We start from the raw sequence: 15,219 nt of genomic DNA, 5'->3' as shown, positions 1-15,219 counted from the left end.
GCGGCACCTGCGGCACCTGCCGCGGGTGCGGCACTGGCGGGAATGCCTGCGACTGCGCTACGTTGTACCCAGCAAGTCGATGCAAACGCATCGAAATGCTCGAACAACCAGCAAGCCAGGAGGCGGGCACCATGCAGTTCGGTATCTTCACCGTCAGCGACGTCACGACGGACCCCACGACCGGCACCACGCCGGACGACACCCAGCGCGTCCGGGACATCCTGACGATCGCCGAGCACGCCGACCAGGCCGGCCTCGACGTCTTCGCCACGGGTGAGCACCACAACCCGCCCTTCGTCGCGTCCTCGCCGACGACGATGCTCGCGTACCTCGCCGCCAAGACGGAGCACATCACGCTCTCGACGTCGACGACCCTCATCACCACGAACGACCCGGTGCGCATCGCCGAGGAGTACGCGATGCTCCAGGTCATCTCCGACGGCCGCATGGACCTCATGATGGGTCGCGGCAACACCGGCCCCGTCTACCCCTGGTTCGGCCAGGACATCCGCCAGGGCGTCAACCTGGCGATCGAGAACTACGCGCTCCTCCGCCAGCTCTGGGAGAACGACGTCGTGAACTGGCAGGGCAAGTTCCGCACGCCGCTGCAGGGCTTCACCTCGACCCCGCGCCCGCTCGACGGTGTCGCACCCTTCGTCTGGCACGGGTCGATCCGCACGCCGGAGATCGCCGAGCAGGCCGCGTACTACGGCGACGGCTTCTTCCACAACAACATCTTCTGGCCGATCCAGCACACCGAGCAGATGGTGGGTCTCTACCGTCAGCGCTTCGAGCACTACGGGCACGGCGCCGCGAACCAGGCGATCGTCGGACTCGGCGGGCAGTTCTTCGCCCGGAAGAACTCGCAGGACGCGGTCAACGAGTTCCGCCCGTACTTCGACAACGCCCCGGTCTACGGCCACGGCCCGTCGATGGAGGACTTCACCGAGCAGACCCCGCTCACCGTGGGTTCGCCGCAGCAGGTCATCGACCGGTACGCCGCGATGAAGGAGCACGTCGGGCACTACCAGCGCCAGCTGTTCCTCGTCGACCACGCGGGGCTGCCGCTGAAGACGGTGCTCGAGCAGATCGACATCCTGGCGACGGACATCGTGCCGGAGCTCCGGAAGATCAACGACGAGAGCCGTCCGGCCGACGTGCCGTCCGACCCGCCGTCGCACGCCTCGCGAGTGGCTGCGGCGATGGCCGCCGGCACCGTCGGCAGCGACCACGTCGCGGCCGAGGACGAGTGGACGGGCGCGTCGGTCTGACCCGTCGCGTGACCACCTGACGGACTGGAGGCGCGGTGCCAGCTGGCACCGCGCCTCCAGTCCGTCCCGGCGTCCGCCCCGCCCGCCTACCGCGAAAGCGACAGTCCTGCGGGTTGCGCTGCCGTCACCTCCGCCGAAGCGACAGATGGCCGCGGATCATCCGCGGTCATCTGTCGCTTTCACGAGTGGGGCGGCCGCGACCGGGCGGGCCGGCACGAGCTTCAGGCCGACCACGCAGCCGACGATGCCGGCGATGAACAGCAGGCGCAGGACCGTCACGGGCTCGGCGCCGGTGGCCATCCCCCACAGCACCGTCAGTGCCGCCCCGGTACCGGTCCACACCGCGTACGCCGTGCTGATCGGGATGTGCTTGAGGACGTACCCGAAGGCACCGAGGCTCACCACGATCGTGATCGCGAACACGATGGTCGGCCGCAGCTCGGAGAACCCGTCGCTCTGGCCGAGGGCGGTCGCCCACACCGTCTCGAGCGCGGCGCTGACGAACAGCACGATCCACGCCACGTCAGCTCACCACCTTGAGGCCGACGACGCACGCGACCAGGCCGAACACCAGGGCGAGGCGGGCGACGGACGCTGCCTCCTGCTTCCGGACGACCGCGACCACCACCGTCAGGGAGGCTCCGATGCCGACCCACACCGCGTAGGCCGTGCCGACCGGGATCTCCTTCATGGCGAACGCGAGCCCGACCATGCTGAGCGCCATGCCGGCGACGAACACGATCGTCGGCACGACCTTCTTGAAGCCGTTCGACGCGCTCAGTGCGGTGGCCCAGACGGCCTCGAGCACGCCGGACAGGACGAGGATGCCCCACGCCATGACGATGTCCCTTCGATCGAGCAGTACGTGAGTCGCACGACTGTGCGACAACGCTCTCTACGGTAGCACGAGTCGTACGGCTGTGCGAGTATGGCGCCATGGCCAGGAGCATCGACCTCGCGGACCGACGTCGCACCGTCTCCGAAGCGGCGTGGCGGGTCCTCGCCCGCGACGGACTCGGGGCGCTCAGCGTCCGCAACGTGGCGGCCGAGGCCGGCCTGCCGCCGAGCACGGTCCGCTACGTCTTCCCCACCCAGGCGAGCCTCCGCGAGCACGCCATCACCCTCGTGTTCGACCGGACGCGGGAACGCATCGAGGCGGTCCCCACCGACGTGCCGCCCCGCGATCGCGCGCACCGGATCGTGCTCGAGCTGCTGCCCCTCGACGAGGAACGGGTGCTCGAGCTCGAGGTGTACCTGGCGCTCGGCAACGCCGCGCTCACCGACGCGGAACTCCGGCCCGCGCTCGACGAGGCCGTGCGCGAGATGCGGGTGTGGTGCGAGGAGGTCCTCGGGCTCGTCGGCGAGCACGGTCTCCCCGAGGCCGATCGCGAGTACGAGACCCGCCGGCTGCACGCGCTCGTCGACGGGCTCGCGATGCACCTCGTGCGGCTCGCGCCGGGGGAGTCCGGCGAGTGGGCGATCGACGTGCTCGACCGGCACCTGAACGGGCTCGCCGCGTCCTGACCGACCGGGCGCGCTGCCCGGGCGTCCGACGTCCGTCGCCTATCCTTGCCCGGTGACGACGACCACGCCGCCGCCGCGAACGCAGCGCTCGCGCTCCCGCACGGGCCCAGGCCTGGTGTTGGCAGCGGTCGTCGTGCTGCTCGGGATCCGCCTGCTCTCGCCGGCCGTCGGCACCGCTGGGCTGCCGAACGTGGTGCAGGACTTCCTCACGCTGGCGATCAGCGTCGTCGTCGAATCGCTGCCCTTCGTGGTGCTCGGCATCGTGCTGTCGATCGTCGTCGAGGTCTGGGTGCCCGTGGGCGCGCTCGAGAAGGTCCTGCCGCAGAACGCCGTCGGCCGCCGCGCCGTGATCTCCCTGATCGGCATGCTCTTCCCGGTGTGCGAGTGCGGCAACGTGCCGCTCGCCCGGGGCCTCATGATGCGCGGCTTCACCCCGGCCGAGGCCGTCACCTTCCTCGTCGCCGCCCCGATCCTCAACCCGCTCGTGATCATCAGCACCGCGCAGGCCTTCGGCTGGTCCGGCTGGATCCTGCCGGTGCGCATCGTCGGCGGCTTCGTCGTGGCGAACCTCGTCGGCTGGATCGTCGCGGCGCACCGCCGCCCGGCCGAGCTCCTGCTGCCGGCCTTCGAGGCACGGTGCCGCGCGGCCGTCGGGGCCCCGCGCAGCCGGAACCGCTGGCGGGACAGCGCCGCGCAGTTCGGCGGCGAGACCGCGACGATGATGCCCGCGCTGTTCGTCGGCGCCGGACTGGCCGCCGCGATCCAGGTCGCCGTGCCCCGGTCGACGCTGGTGTCCATCGGCGCGAACCCGGTGCTGTCCGTCGCCGCGATGATGCTCCTCGCGATGACCGTGTCGCTCTGCTCGAACGTGGACGCCTTCTTCGCGCTGTCCTTCGCGTCCACCTTCCTGCCGGGGTCGATCACCGCGTTCCTGATCATCGGGCCGATCATCGACGTGAAGATGATCGCGCTGCTCCGGACGACCTTCCGCGCACGCTTCCTGGTGCTGCTCGCCGTCGTCTGCGTCCTGTTCGCCGGAACCGTCGGGTTGGTGATGAATGTCCTGGTCTGAGAAGGGTCCGTCGTACCTCGGGCTCGGGTCGGTGCTCGCGGTGGCGCTCTGCACGCTGTGGCTCGCCCTCGCCGGGCACCTCGACCTGTACATCAACCCGCGGTACTCGGTCTTCACGATCGTCCTGGCGGTCGTCGCGGTCCCCGCGTCGGTCGCCGGCCTGGTGGTCGTCGCCCGCGGCCACGGGCACGCCCACGACGACGTCGACGGGGACGCCGACGACGCCGGTCACGACCACGACCACGGTCGCCGGACGGGAGGCGCGGCTCGCCGCACACGGATCGTGCTGAGCGGCGTGGCCGCACTCGTCACGATCGGGGTCACCACCGCGATGCTCGTCCTGCCCCCGACGACGCTGTCCGCACGCACCGCCCAGCAGCGGAGCGTGGACTCGGCGACGCTGTCCAATGCCACCGGCTCCGAGGCGGCGGTGTCGCTGCTGGGCTCGGGTTCGGTCGACACGTCGCAGTACGGCGTGAAGGACTGGGCCGCCCTCATCCGCCAGACCACCGACACCACGTCACTCGTCGGCAAGGACGTGGAGCTCTCCGGGTTCGTGGTCCCCGGGGCGGACGGCTCGTTCACCCTGACCCGCTTCGTGATCAGCTGCTGCGCCGTCGACGCCCAGCCCGTCGGACTCGGCGTGGTCACCGACGGCGCCGTCCCCGACGAGGACCAGTGGGTCACCGTGACCGGCAAGCTCGCCGCGAACCCGGACCAGTCCGCCGACGCCCGGATCGTCATCCGGGCCGCGACCGTCAAGAAGATCGCCCAGCCGGACGACCCGTATGAGTACTGAGCCCGGCAGGGATCCCGAGTCGCTCCGGGCCCGCCCCCGGAACCGCTTCCGACGCCGGCTCGTCGCGACGATCACGGTGCTCGTCGTCGTCGGGTCGCTCGCCGCGGTCGTCGGCTCGCAGCAGGGACCCCGCCTGCGTGACGTGTCGTACGACGCCTCGGGCCTGGTGTCGCGTCCGGCCCAGCGGGTGATCCTCACCGCGAACCAGGCGCTGCAGCGGGTGACCGCCGGCGACGTCCGGGTCTCCCCGGCCGCCGCCCACACGGTGACCTCGAGCGGGAACACGATCGCCGTGGAGTTCGCCGGCCCCCTGGCGTACGACCGCGACTACACGGTCACGGTGGCCGACGTCCGAGCCCCGGGGCAGCGGGCGACGTCCGACCTCACCACCACGATCCGCACCGGCAGCACCGACGTGCTCGCCCTGGTCCCCGCGGCCGACGGCGGGAAGGACCGCATCGTCCGGCGGTCGCTCGACGCGGGCGGCTCGAGGACCGTCTACGAGGCCGCCGGGATCTCCGAGTACGCCCGCCTCGGTCGCTCGCTCGTCGTCGTGAGCGGCACGGACGCCGGGTCCGCCGTGGACATCGTCCCGCTCGCGGGCGGCGTGCAGGACGAGGACACCCCCGTGGAGCACCTCACGCTGCCCACCCGGGAAGGACGCGTGACGGCCCTGCACGCGGCGGACGACGGCGCGTCGTTCGGGTTCGAGTACGCCGACACCTCCACCGGGCAGTCCCGGAACGTCGGCCTCTACGTCGTCGACATGACCGGCACGCACCTGCCGACCGCGATCGACGCCGAGGGGAAGCCCGTGACCGGGGCGGTCCCGATGACCGTCGGCCAGTGGGCGTACGTACCGCGCACCGAGAGCGCCCTCGTCCGGACCGGCAGCGACGACCTCGTGTTGGTCGACATGAGCGGCCGGACCGATGCCGTCCGTCTCGGCAGCGCGACGTACCTGCACGGGTTCGTCGGCACGGGCACGACGGCCGTGGTCGAGACGGGGACGGGCATCGTCCGCCTCGACCTGACGGACGGCGCGCGCACCGCACTGCAGGCGCCCGCCGGCAGCACCGACGGCGCCTACCTCGGGCGGATCGCGCAGCTGACGGACGCCAGCTACCTGCGCGTCGTCGGCGACGTGCGGTCGGACGGGACCATCTCGGCACGGATCGTGCGGGTGGACGGCAGCCGCGCCTCCCGGCTGCCCGTGACGATCCCGGACGACGCGAGCGTCACGGCGGTCTGCCCGTCCCCGAACAGCCAGTTCGTCGCGGTCGCGACGAAGTCGGCGACCGACGAGCTGGTGAGCATCGTCGACGCGTCCTCCGGGGTGCTCGAGGCGAGCATCGACGCCGGGTCGGTCGACTGGTGCGGTGCCCTGCCGTCCGGCGACGAGATCGGCTAGCGCCGGAGCGTCTGCTTCGGGTACTCGCCGAACCGCTGCAGGTACTCCCCGGAGAACCGGCCCATGTGCGTGAAGCCCCAGCGCGCCGCGACCTCGGCGACCGACGTCTGGCCGGGCTGCGCGCGCTGCAGGTCCTCGTGGGAGCGGCGCAGCCGGACCTCGCGGAGGTACTGCATCGGCGTGCGGTCGAGGGCGCGTTGGAACGCCTCCTGCAGGCCGCGCACGCTGAGGTCGGCGGCCCGCGCGATGTCCGACACCGTCAGCGGTTCGTGCGCGTGCGCGTGGATGTACTCGACGGCGGCACGGATCCGGGCGTGCCGGTGCTCGCCCCACCCGGTGGGTGCGGCTTCCGCACGGAAGCGGTAGAGGTCGAGGAGCGCCCGTGCGACGTCCCGCTGCGCTTCGCCCCAGGCGAGCGACTCGCCCCCGTCGGTCCGGAGCGCGCGGACGGAGGACGCGACGGCCTGCCGCCAGCGCGCGATCGCCTCGGGCGTCGGCGGTGTGGAACGGTCGAACTGGACGGTCCCGTCCACCAGGTACCGCTCGGACGCGACGTCGAGCACGAGGTCGCGCTGCAGGTGCACGAGCCGCTGGTCCCAGTCGCGGTACTCCATGTCGAAGCGCTGCTCGACGGGGAAGAGCGTCGGCACACCGGGCTGCATGCGGACCTCGTCACGTCCGACGTCGAGCGCCGCGCTGCCGGAGTCGATCCACTGCACGACCACCTCGCCCTCGACCGCGACGTCGCCGCGCAGGGAGCCGTGCATCTGCGACCGACGGATGCTCATCCGCTCGTCGCCGAGGGCCACGTAGCGGTACCAGTAGTCCCCGTCGGTGCGGCCGGAGTGCCAGGTGCGGCCCGCGTACATGCCAGCGAGGTCGCCGATGGCGGCATCCGTGTCGGTGCCGGCCACCGACACGAGAGGCCGAGGTGCCTCGCTCGACGTGTCACTCACCCGTCAAGACTCCCAAACTAGGTCGGGAACTGTCCTACCGCTGCGTGCGACGGACGACGGTACCGCGTTCTGCGGACAGCGCTCGGCAGCCCTGTCCACGACCGTGGACGGACGGGAGGCGCGGTGCCAGCTGGCACCGCGCCTCCCGTCCGCCGTGCGGTCGCGTCGAGGACGCGGGCCGCTCAGGCCAGGGTGGCCGCGTCGATCACGAAGCGGTACCGGACGTCCGACGCCAGGACGCGCTCGTACGCCTCGTTGATCTGGTCCGCGCTGATGAGCTCGGTCTCCGGCAGGATGCCGTGCTCCGCGCAGAAGTCGAGCATCTCCTGGGTCTCGCGGATGCCGCCGATGGCCGAACCGGCCCAGCTGAGTCGGCGAGGGATCAGGGCGAACGCCGGGACCTCGAGCGGCTCCGACGGGGCACCGACGTTGACGAGCGTGCCGTCGACCTTGAGGAGGCCGAGGTAGGCACCCATCGGGATCTTCGCCGACACGGTGTTGATGATGAGCTCGAACGAGCTCGCGAGCTTCTCGAACGTCTCCGGGTCCTTCGTCGCGTAGTGGGCCGTCGCGCCGTAGCGGAGCGAGTCGGCTTCCTTCGACGTGGTCTGCGACAGGACGGTGACGTCGGCGCCGAGCGCGACGGCGATCTTGACCGCCATGTGGCCGAGCCCGCCCATGCCGATGACGGCGACCTTCGTGCCGGGGCCGGCCTTCCAGTGGTGCAGCGGCGAGTAGGTGGTGATGCCGGCGCAGAGCAGCGGCGCGACCTTCTCGATGTCGAGCGACTCGGGCACCCGGAGGACGAAGTCCTCGTTCACGACGACGGCCTGCGAGTAGCCGCCCTGGGTGATGCTGCCGTCGGCCGGGTCGACGCCCGCGTACGTCTGGATGTTGCCCTTCAGGCAGTACTGCTCCTCGCCGGCGACGCAGTTCTCGCACTCACCGCAGGAGTTCACCATGCAGCCCACGCCGACGCGGTCGCCGACCTGGTGCTTGGTGACGTTCTCGCCGACGGCGGAGACGTGGCCGACGATCTCGTGGCCGACGACCTGCGGGTACTGGATCTCGCCCCACTCGCCGCGGACGGTGTGGATGTCCGAGTGGCAGATGCCGGCGTAGGCGATGTCGATCTCGACGTCGTTCGGGCCGACGTCACGACGGGTGATGGTGGTCTTGACGAGCGGCTCGGTGGCGGACGGTGCCGCGTACGCGTTGACGGTGCGCAATGGTCTCCTCGTGGGGTTGACGTGGGGCCGGATCCGGCCCTCGTCAAGTGTCGTGGAGCGCGCCATCGGGTGGGAGGTTCCGTTGGGACACCCCTGCGATCGCACGTGCGCGTGTCGGACGCGTGCCGCTCAGACCTGTTCCGGCGCGCTCGTCAGGTCGGAGCGGGTGTCGGCGTGGATCGGTTCGGCGTGCCCGAAGGTCTCGGCCGCTGCGCGGAGTCGCGCCACGAACTCCTCCTGCTCGACCTCGAGGTCGTCCTCCTCGGTGTCCTCGACGACGATCTCGCTCGACGGGCCGATCAGGATCTTCGTCGTGGTCATCGTGCCGTCGTCGGCGACCGCGGGCACGGCGACGGTGTCCGCGCGGTCACCGCCGGCCAGGGCGGCGGCGTACTCGATGACGGCGTCGGCGACGTCGTCGCTCGTCAGGATCGTCGAACCGTCGTACTGGATGTGCTTCATCGGTGGCTCCCTACCGCCCTCGGGTGGACTCGTGTCCCAGTGAACCGTCGGCGGCTGGCGGGGCGCTCAGCCGTCGGCGTCGGTGCGGACGAGCAGCATCCCGGCGCCGCACGTGTGTCCGGTTGATCGGACATCCCGAAAAGTCTTGCAGATCGGACTTTTGCGTCTGTACGCGGCATTCGCGGCCGCGTTGCGTGACGTCCGTGTCGACGACAGCAGCGATGACGACGGAGCGCGGATGAGTCGACACCGCGGATCGATCAGGCCATGCGCGCCAACCGCTGCCCCGCGATCGTCGCGAAGCGCAGCGGGTCGGCGAGCGCGTCGTCCGGCTCGCCGGTGGTCTGCGTCGCGAGCACGGTGAGCGACGCCGCCGCGGCGTAGTCGTCGAGCGGCGCGTCGATCGCCCCCGCGACGAGCATCGGTCGGGCACCGGGGGCGTGCACCGCGGTCAGGGCCTGCACCACCGACGGCACCTTGCCCGCGGCGCTCTGCCCGTCGTACCGCCCCTCACCGGTGACCACCACGTCGGCGCCGTCCAGCAGCGTCGGCAGCCCGAGGACGTCCGCGACCGCCGAGGCCCCCCGCGCGAGCGTCGCACCCCAGACCAGCATGCCGAAACCGACACCACCGGCCGCACCGGCGCCCGGGGTCGTCGGGTCGACGTCGGGGAACCGCCCCGCGAACGCGGCCAGACGTGCATCGAACGACGCCACCCGATCGGGCGTGATGCCCTTCTGGGGGCCGAACACCGCCGCGGCCCCGGTCGGTCCGAGCAGCGGCAAGGTGACGTCGGTGAGCACGACCACACCGCCGGGCGGAAGTGGCCGGGATCCGATGACGTCGAGGACCGAGGCGCCGCCGTCCGTCGAGGCACTGCCGCCGATGCCGAGCACGAGCCCGGTCGCACCGGCGTCGAGCGCTGCCACGATGGCCTCGCCGAACCCGCGCGACGTCGCGGTGTCGGGCATGAGCGAGGGCAGCAGCGGGAGGCCGCTCGTCGCCGCGAGCTCCACCACGGCACGGCCGTCTGGCAGTCGCAGCCACCACGTGTCGACGGGCGTGCCGGCCGGACCGGTGACCGTGACGGGGACGCGGACGGCGTCCGGGAACGCGGTCGCGAACGCGTCGAGTGTCCCCTCGCCGCCGTCGGCCATCGGTGCGAGCACCACCTCGTCGTGGGGGCGCTCCAGCAGCCAGCCGTCCGCGATCGCAGCGGCGACGGCAGCCGCGGTCGCCGTCCCCTTGAAGGAATCGGGAGCGATCACGATGCGCACGGTGGGACCTCCTGGTGGGCGGTGTCGGACGGCAGCGCGAAGCGCGGGTGCGGCGCCCCACCCGTCGCGAGGTCCGCCAGCATCTCGCCGAGCAGCGGCGCGAACTTGAACCCGTGCCCCGAGAACCCCGTCGCGACCGTGATCGGCCCGCGACGGTCCATGACGAAGTCCTCGTCCGGGGAGTTGTCGTACAGGCAGCTGATGAACGTCGGCGCCGACGCGTCCACCCCTGGCACGAAACGCGCGACGTACGCCTGCAGTCGCGCGGCCTCCGCCGGCACGGGCGTGCGGTCGCGGTGGTCCGGGTCGACGACCGGCCCCGTCCCGTGGAACCCGACCTTCACGCCCTCGCCGGGGGTGAGCAGGCCGTACACGTCGTCGCCGTCGGCCCAGTGCACGAAGCTCGGCCAGGCCTCGTCCGGCAGGTGGCTGGGGAAGTGGGCGGGCTGCTCCTGGGTGACGCGGATGGCCGGGAGGCGCGCCCCGCGTTCCGCGAGCAGGTCGCCCACCAGGGTGGGGGCCCACGAGCCGACCGCGGCCACCAGGGAGCGGGTCCGGACGCGCTCGCCGGCGGTGTGCTCGTCCTCGGTGGCGTCGCTCCGGGCGGCGAGCGTCACGGTGACCTCGTCGCCGTGGTCCTCGATCCCGGTCACCCGGGTGTCGAACCGGAGCTCGGCGAGCCCGGTCCCCTCGGCCAGGGTGAGGAGGACCTCGATCGCCTCGGCCGACCGGATCTGCCCGGCGGTGGCGTGGGTGAGGACGTGCCCCTCGAACGCGATCCCGGGCCAGCGGGCGGCGGCTTCGTCAACGGTGAGCGTCTCGTGCGGGATGTCCGCCGCGGCGAGCGTCGCGGCGATGGCGTCGACGACCTCGGCGCGCCCGTGGTCGACGGCACCGGTCCGGTCGATGAGCTGCCGGTCGCCTGCGGCCTCGAGCGCTTCCCACAGCTCGAGGGCGCGCGTCGTCAGCGCGACGTACTCGGCGTCGGCGTAGCCCTGCCGGAAGATCCGGGTCGCACCGTGCGAGGAGCCCCGGTCGTGGCCGCGCCCGTGCTGTTCGACGAGCAGGACGCGCTCGCCGCGGCGGGTGAGGGCGTACGCGGCGGCGGCACCCACGACCCCGCCCCCGACGACGATGTGCCGGGTGGTGTCCGTGCTGCTGGCGGGCATGCCCAGATCGTAGTTCAGCGTGCGAAGGCGCCGAGCACCACCGAGGCGGTCTTCGCCACGAGGGCGTCGTCGTACGCGGCGTCGGGGTCGTTCCTCGTCGTCAGGACGGCGATCACGATCGGGTCGCCGCCCGGCCGGGTGACGAGCGCGACGTCGTTCCGGATGCCGCCCGCGCCGCCGGACTTGTCGGCGACCGTCCAGCCCTCCGGAGCGCCGGCGCGGATCAGGGTGTCGCCCGTGGCGTTGCCGCCCATCCAGTCGAGCAGCTGTGCGCGGTCGGCGGTGTCCAGGGTGGTCCCGTCGAGCACCGCCGCCACGTCCGCCGCGAAGGCCGCCGGGGTGGTGGTGTCCTCGGTGCTGCCCGGCTCGATCGTGTTGAGGTCCGGCTCGTCGTGGACGACCTGCGTCACGTCGTCGCCGAGGTCGTGCAGCGCCGCGTCGAGGCCGCTCGGGCCGCCGATCCGGGTGAGGACGAGGTTCAGTGCGGTGTTGTCGCTCTGCCGGACCGCGGCCTCGGCGAGTGCGGCGTACGACAGCCCGTCGCCGACGTGCTGCTCGGTGACGGGGGAGTGGCCGGCTGCGGCGACGTCCGCCGCGGTCCAGTGCACGACCTCGTCGCGGTCGGAGCCCCGTACCGATCGCAGGAACTGTGCGGCCGCGAACGCCTTGACGGTCGACGCGTACCCGAACCGGTGGTCGCCGTCGTGGGTCACGGACTCACCGGTGACCGTGTCGGTCGCGACGACCCCGACGGTGGCGTCGTACTCCGTCTCGAGCGCGGCGAGGGCCCGGTCGACCCCCGACGTGTCGAGTGTCGGTGTCGGGGACGCCGTCGGTGCGGCCGTGGAGCTGGACGACGCCGAACCACGGGTGGTCGGGCCGGTCGAGCAGCCGGCGATGACGAAGACCGCGGTGGCGGCAGCGATGACGAGGGGGACCGCACGGTGCATGAGGAGCACCCTTGCGGGTCATCCTGGGACCCCGTCGAACGGCAGCGTCATCGTCGCGCGCTCGAACGCCCCATCGTCACCGGGGTCCCGATCCCGCGCTCCCGCACGAGTTCGATCACCCGCGCCGCGACCGCCAGGTCCTGCGCCCCGAGTCCGACCGAGTCGAACACCGTGACCTCGTCGTCGTGCGTCCGGCCCGGAGCCCGGCCGGCGATGACCTCGCCGAGCTCCGCGGGCTCGATGTCCTGCGGCAGCGCGCGTTCCACGACCGCTTCGAGCAGGTCGCCGGACTTCGTCCACGCCGTCGCCCGGCTGTCGACGAACACCGTCCCCCGGGCCATCGCGGCACCGTCGAGTTCACGGTGCGTCGGGCGGGGCCGGGCGCCGACCGCGTTGACGTGCTGGCCGTCGTGCAGCCAGGCGCCGCGGACGACCGGCTCGATCGACGGGGTGAGCGTGCAGAGGACGTCGGACTCCTCGACGACACGGCGGGGGTCCGGTGCGACGACGCAGCGTGCTGCGAGCTCCGGACCGATCCCTTCGAGGAACCGCGTGACCGTCGCCGGCGAGCGCGACCAGACGACGATCCGGTCGAACGGGCGCGCGGCCTCGAACGCGCGGACGTGCTCGACGGCGAGGTTGCCCGCGCCGAGCAACCCGAGGACCTCGCCGTCGCGGCGGGCCAGGTGCTTCGTCGCGACGACGGACGTGGCCGCGGTCCGCGCCCGGGTGACCGCCATGCCGTCGAGGACGGCCACGCACTCGCCCGTCACCGAGGACGACACCAGGATCGTGGAGCGCTGGGACGGCAGCCCCCGGGCGCTGTTGTCCGGAATGTCGGCCATCAGCTTCACGACGACGAGCCCGAGCCGGTCCGACCGGACGGCCATCGGCAGGAAGAGCGCGTCGTCGACACCGGTCAGGGCGACGGGGGCGGGCTGCTGCGCGGCCCCGGTCCCGAGGTCGGCGTGGATCGCCTCCACCGCTCCGACGACGTCGATCGCGCCGATGACCTCCGCTATGTCGTCGGCACCGAGGACGAGGGTCACGAGGTCGTGACGGCGCTCGGGGCACCGAGGAGCTCGTCGAGCGACGGTGTGTGCGTGGTGAGGCCGCCGTCGAACAGGATCCGCATCCAGCGGTCGGACGCGTCGCGGTCGACCACGGCAGAGTCCCAGACACCTCCGGCCGCCATCTCGTCTGCCGCGCGACGCAGCAGGGCGGCGTCCTTGTCCGGCCACCGGGCGGCGAGGACGGCGGCGATCTCGGCGTCGGCATCGCCGGCGGTGATCTTCGCCATGGCCGCCGCGATGCCGTCCGTGAACCGGTCGACGCGGTCGCCGAGCTCGTCGATCCGGTCGGTCCGCGTGTAGTAGACGCAGTTCGGCATCACGCCGCCCGCGTCGAGGTGGCGGAAGACGATGGTTCCGCCGCCGGCCGCGACGAGTTCCTCGGCCGAGACCAGGTCGAGGATGATCGCGTCGCCGAGGCCGCCCCGGTACAGCTCGACGAGCATCGCGGTCGACAGGTCGCGGACGAACCGGGTGGCCGACGGGTCGCCGCCTGCCTCGCGGATGAGCCCCGCGGTGAACTCGTACGGCGCACTGCCGCCGGCACCCGGTGCGAGCACGACCTTGCCCGCCAACCAGTCGAGCGTGATCGGGCTGGACTCGTCGCGGGCGACGATCGTCTAACGGGACGGGGGAAATCAGCTTGTGGGGTCGAGAACGCGTTCCGCGTGGTCGGCGATGCGGTCACTGATATCCGACGCCGCGTCGCTGCTCACTGCTGCTGAACGCCGCTGCATTGCGCGCATCAACCACAGCACTCCAACGTCAGCGTCGAGCGCGGTCGTCGCCTGCCGGGCGCAGGTGACAGCGTCCGCTCGTTCGAGTGCGGCTTGCTGTCGATGAGCTTGGGCGTCGGCTCGGCCGACGTCGAGAACCTCTTGCCAGTTCATGCAGCACCTCCAATCAGGTCGCTGCCTCAGCGGAAGCTCCGCTGCCCCATGGTGCGCCGCGATGAGTGCAACCGGTAGAGGTTGCGGGATGTGAGGGGTGCCATAGAGCTGAATTTGGGAGCCACGATGGGCCAGCTCTTTGGTGGGCCGCGGGGAGGCGGAGGGAACGACCTCTGGCGATCACTCGGCGCCATTGCCTCCCCGCGGCGGTCTCAGTGGTTCACGCTCTCATGCAAGCGTTCCAAGGGTGATGCCGACCGCGGCGGCCCCGACGGCTGCGATGAGCATGCCGAGCCCGTTGACGACGGCCGCACCGGCCCGACCCGCACGAGCTAGACGGACGGTTTCGACGCTGGCGGTGCTGAACGTGGTGTAGCCGCCCAGGAGCCCGGTGCCGAGGATCGCCACTGGGGTAGCTCCGAGGTGCGCGCCGGCTCCGGTGATGATGCCGAGTAGGAACGAGCCGGTGATGTTGATCGTCAGGGTTCCGACGGGGAGCCGGAATTGGTGTCCCCGGTTGATGAGGCCGTCGAGGAAGAACCGTCCGGCGGCGCCGACGCCGCCCGCGACAGCGACGGCGAGGACTAGGAGCGCGCTCATGCTCGCACCTCCCGAGGGCGGATCAGCGCTGCGGCAAGGAGGCCGGCGGCGGTCGCCGCCGCGCCGCTGAGGACCGTCAGGAGTGCGTAGCCGGCGCCGGTGAGGGCATGTCCGTGGAGGAGTAGTGACGCAGTGGTGGTGGCGAGGGTGCTGTAGGTGGTGAACCCGCCGAGGACACCGGTGCCGAGGAGGAGCCGGAGGGTGCGGCGTCGGCCCTCGTCGGGGCCGCGGTGGGCGAGGGCTTCCAGGAGGAGGCCGAGCAGGAACGCTCCGGCGATGTTGATCCAGAAGATCGCCCAGGTCACCCCGTTGTCGGCGGGGAGGAGGCTGCTGATGACGTCACGGAGTGCGGTGCCGGCGGCACCGCCGAGGGCGACGATGCCGAGGGACCGCCATCGCAGGTGCACCGGCCGTGGTGTGGGTTCCGGGTCGGAGACGTCCACATCCGGGTCGCTTGGAAGGCGAACCTCGGGCAGGCCTTGGTATGGCGAGTGGTGATCGTTGGTCATCGGTTCCCCTACCTCAGGCGCGCGGAAGCG

At 71.9% G+C, this 15,219-nt stretch carries 18 protein-coding genes; 5 read left to right on the top strand and 13 right to left on the bottom strand.

Annotation, left to right across the window (positions count from 1 at the left end):
• Window positions 1-131 precede the first annotated feature (131 nt).
• Window positions 132-1,271: a CE1758 family FMN-dependent luciferase-like monooxygenase gene (locus BIU96_RS14060; protein ID WP_071293219.1), complete on the top strand. Its 1,140-nt coding sequence runs from the start codon at window positions 132-134 to the stop codon at window positions 1,269-1,271.
• A 156-nt stretch (window positions 1,272-1,427) separates the two neighbouring features.
• Here the strand turns inward: BIU96_RS14060 and BIU96_RS14055 are convergent, their stop codons facing one another.
• Both BIU96_RS14055 and BIU96_RS14050 read right to left on the bottom strand, forming a co-directional pair.
• Window positions 1,428-1,793, bottom strand: coding sequence for a multidrug efflux SMR transporter (locus BIU96_RS14055; RefSeq protein WP_071293218.1), 366 nt, complete (start codon window positions 1,791-1,793; stop codon window positions 1,428-1,430).
• A gap of 1 nt (window position 1,794) precedes the next feature.
• Complete coding sequence (locus tag BIU96_RS14050; protein WP_071293217.1) at window positions 1,795-2,109, bottom strand: multidrug efflux SMR transporter; 315 nt, start codon at window positions 2,107-2,109, stop codon at window positions 1,795-1,797.
• Between the two features lie 98 nt (window positions 2,110-2,207).
• Here BIU96_RS14050 and BIU96_RS14045 point away from each other — a divergent pair, with 98 nt between their 5' ends.
• The 4 genes from BIU96_RS14045 to BIU96_RS14030 are packed head-to-tail and all read left to right on the top strand — an operon-like array spanning window position 2,208 to window position 6,077.
• Window positions 2,208-2,795: a TetR/AcrR family transcriptional regulator gene (locus BIU96_RS14045; protein WP_071293216.1), complete on the top strand. Its 588-nt coding sequence runs from the start codon at window positions 2,208-2,210 to the stop codon at window positions 2,793-2,795.
• Between the two features lie 52 nt (window positions 2,796-2,847).
• On the top strand, window positions 2,848-3,867 hold the full coding sequence (locus BIU96_RS14040; protein ID WP_071293215.1) for a permease: 1,020 nt from the start codon (window positions 2,848-2,850) through the stop codon (window positions 3,865-3,867).
• Window positions 3,854-4,666, top strand: a complete 813-nt coding sequence (locus BIU96_RS14035) for a TIGR03943 family protein (RefSeq protein ID WP_071293214.1) — start codon at window positions 3,854-3,856, stop codon at window positions 4,664-4,666. Before BIU96_RS14040 ends, BIU96_RS14035 begins: the two co-directional genes overlap by 14 nt.
• On the top strand, window positions 4,656-6,077 hold the full coding sequence (locus BIU96_RS14030; protein WP_139200050.1) for a hypothetical protein: 1,422 nt from the start codon (window positions 4,656-4,658) through the stop codon (window positions 6,075-6,077). Before BIU96_RS14035 ends, BIU96_RS14030 begins: the two co-directional genes overlap by 11 nt.
• Here BIU96_RS14030 and BIU96_RS14025 read toward each other — a convergent pair.
• The 11 genes from BIU96_RS14025 to BIU96_RS13980 all read right to left on the bottom strand — a co-directional run bounded on the left by BIU96_RS14025 (window position 6,074) and on the right by BIU96_RS13980 (window position 15,189).
• A complete protein-coding gene (locus tag BIU96_RS14025) occupies window positions 6,074-7,033 on the bottom strand; it encodes a helix-turn-helix transcriptional regulator (protein ID WP_139200049.1) in 960 nt (319 codons plus the stop codon). The genes BIU96_RS14030 and BIU96_RS14025 overlap by 4 nt on opposite strands.
• A 182-nt stretch (window positions 7,034-7,215) precedes the next feature.
• Window positions 7,216-8,262, bottom strand: a complete 1,047-nt coding sequence (locus BIU96_RS14020; protein ID WP_071293211.1) for an NAD(P)-dependent alcohol dehydrogenase — start codon at window positions 8,260-8,262, stop codon at window positions 7,216-7,218.
• Window positions 8,263-8,391: 129 nt separating this feature from the next.
• A complete protein-coding gene (locus BIU96_RS14015; protein WP_071293210.1) occupies window positions 8,392-8,724 on the bottom strand; it encodes a hypothetical protein in 333 nt (110 codons plus the stop codon).
• A 260-nt stretch (window positions 8,725-8,984) separates the two neighbouring features.
• Window positions 8,985-9,992 (bottom strand): glycerate kinase, encoded by a 1,008-nt coding sequence (locus BIU96_RS14010; RefSeq protein ID WP_368072978.1) that lies wholly within the window; start codon window positions 9,990-9,992, stop codon window positions 8,985-8,987.
• Window positions 9,989-11,170: an FAD-dependent oxidoreductase gene (locus BIU96_RS14005; RefSeq protein ID WP_071293208.1), complete on the bottom strand. Its 1,182-nt coding sequence runs from the start codon at window positions 11,168-11,170 to the stop codon at window positions 9,989-9,991. The genes BIU96_RS14010 and BIU96_RS14005 overlap by 4 nt, the downstream gene beginning before the upstream one ends.
• Before the next feature lie 14 nt (window positions 11,171-11,184).
• Window positions 11,185-12,120, bottom strand: a complete 936-nt coding sequence (gene bla / locus BIU96_RS14000; RefSeq protein WP_071293298.1) for a class A beta-lactamase — start codon at window positions 12,118-12,120, stop codon at window positions 11,185-11,187.
• A 47-nt stretch (window positions 12,121-12,167) separates the two neighbouring features.
• Window positions 12,168-13,169: an ornithine cyclodeaminase family protein gene (locus BIU96_RS13995; RefSeq protein WP_071293207.1), complete on the bottom strand. Its 1,002-nt coding sequence runs from the start codon at window positions 13,167-13,169 to the stop codon at window positions 12,168-12,170.
• The gene (locus BIU96_RS13990; RefSeq protein ID WP_071293206.1) at window positions 13,166-13,765 is read right to left on the bottom strand and encodes a hypothetical protein; all 600 of its coding nucleotides are present in this window, start codon (window positions 13,763-13,765) and stop codon (window positions 13,166-13,168) included. The genes BIU96_RS13995 and BIU96_RS13990 overlap by 4 nt, the downstream gene beginning before the upstream one ends.
• Before the next feature lie 63 nt (window positions 13,766-13,828).
• A complete protein-coding gene (locus BIU96_RS19530; protein ID WP_139200048.1) occupies window positions 13,829-14,080 on the bottom strand; it encodes a hypothetical protein in 252 nt (83 codons plus the stop codon).
• A gap of 228 nt (window positions 14,081-14,308) precedes the next feature.
• Entirely contained in the window at window positions 14,309-14,680 is a 372-nt protein-coding gene (gene crcB, locus BIU96_RS13985; RefSeq protein ID WP_071293205.1) for a fluoride efflux transporter CrcB, read from the bottom strand.
• Window positions 14,677-15,189, bottom strand: a complete 513-nt coding sequence (locus tag BIU96_RS13980; protein WP_175477560.1) for a CrcB family protein — start codon at window positions 15,187-15,189, stop codon at window positions 14,677-14,679. The genes crcB and BIU96_RS13980 overlap by 4 nt, the downstream gene beginning before the upstream one ends.
• Window positions 15,190-15,219: the final 30 nt, after the last annotated feature.

Origin of the sequence: Curtobacterium sp. MCBA15_008 (genome assembly GCF_001865065.1) — a bacterium.
Taxonomy (GTDB): domain Bacteria; phylum Actinomycetota; class Actinomycetes; order Actinomycetales; family Microbacteriaceae; genus Curtobacterium.
This window is presented reverse-complemented; position numbering and strand designations above follow the sequence as displayed.

Coding starts and splice junctions, on each gene's coding strand:
- BIU96_RS14060 (WP_071293219.1), top strand. CDS start 132: ATGCAGTTCGGTATCTTCACCGTCAGCGACGTCACGACGGACCCCACG.
- BIU96_RS14050 (WP_071293217.1), bottom strand. CDS start 2,109: ATGGCGTGGGGCATCCTCGTCCTGTCCGGCGTGCTCGAGGCCGTCTGG.
- BIU96_RS14045 (WP_071293216.1), top strand. CDS start 2,208: ATGGCCAGGAGCATCGACCTCGCGGACCGACGTCGCACCGTCTCCGAA.
- BIU96_RS14035 (WP_071293214.1), top strand. CDS start 3,854: ATGTCCTGGTCTGAGAAGGGTCCGTCGTACCTCGGGCTCGGGTCGGTG.
- BIU96_RS14030 (WP_139200050.1), top strand. CDS start 4,656: ATGAGTACTGAGCCCGGCAGGGATCCCGAGTCGCTCCGGGCCCGCCCC.
- BIU96_RS14015 (WP_071293210.1), bottom strand. CDS start 8,724: ATGAAGCACATCCAGTACGACGGTTCGACGATCCTGACGAGCGACGAC.
- BIU96_RS14005 (WP_071293208.1), bottom strand. CDS start 11,170: ATGCCCGCCAGCAGCACGGACACCACCCGGCACATCGTCGTCGGGGGC.
- bla (WP_071293298.1), bottom strand. CDS start 12,120: ATGCACCGTGCGGTCCCCCTCGTCATCGCTGCCGCCACCGCGGTCTTC.
- BIU96_RS19530 (WP_139200048.1), bottom strand. CDS start 14,080: ATGAACTGGCAAGAGGTTCTCGACGTCGGCCGAGCCGACGCCCAAGCT.
- crcB (WP_071293205.1), bottom strand. CDS start 14,680: ATGAGCGCGCTCCTAGTCCTCGCCGTCGCTGTCGCGGGCGGCGTCGGC.
- BIU96_RS13980 (WP_175477560.1), bottom strand. CDS start 15,189: ATGACCAACGATCACCACTCGCCATACCAAGGCCTGCCCGAGGTTCGC.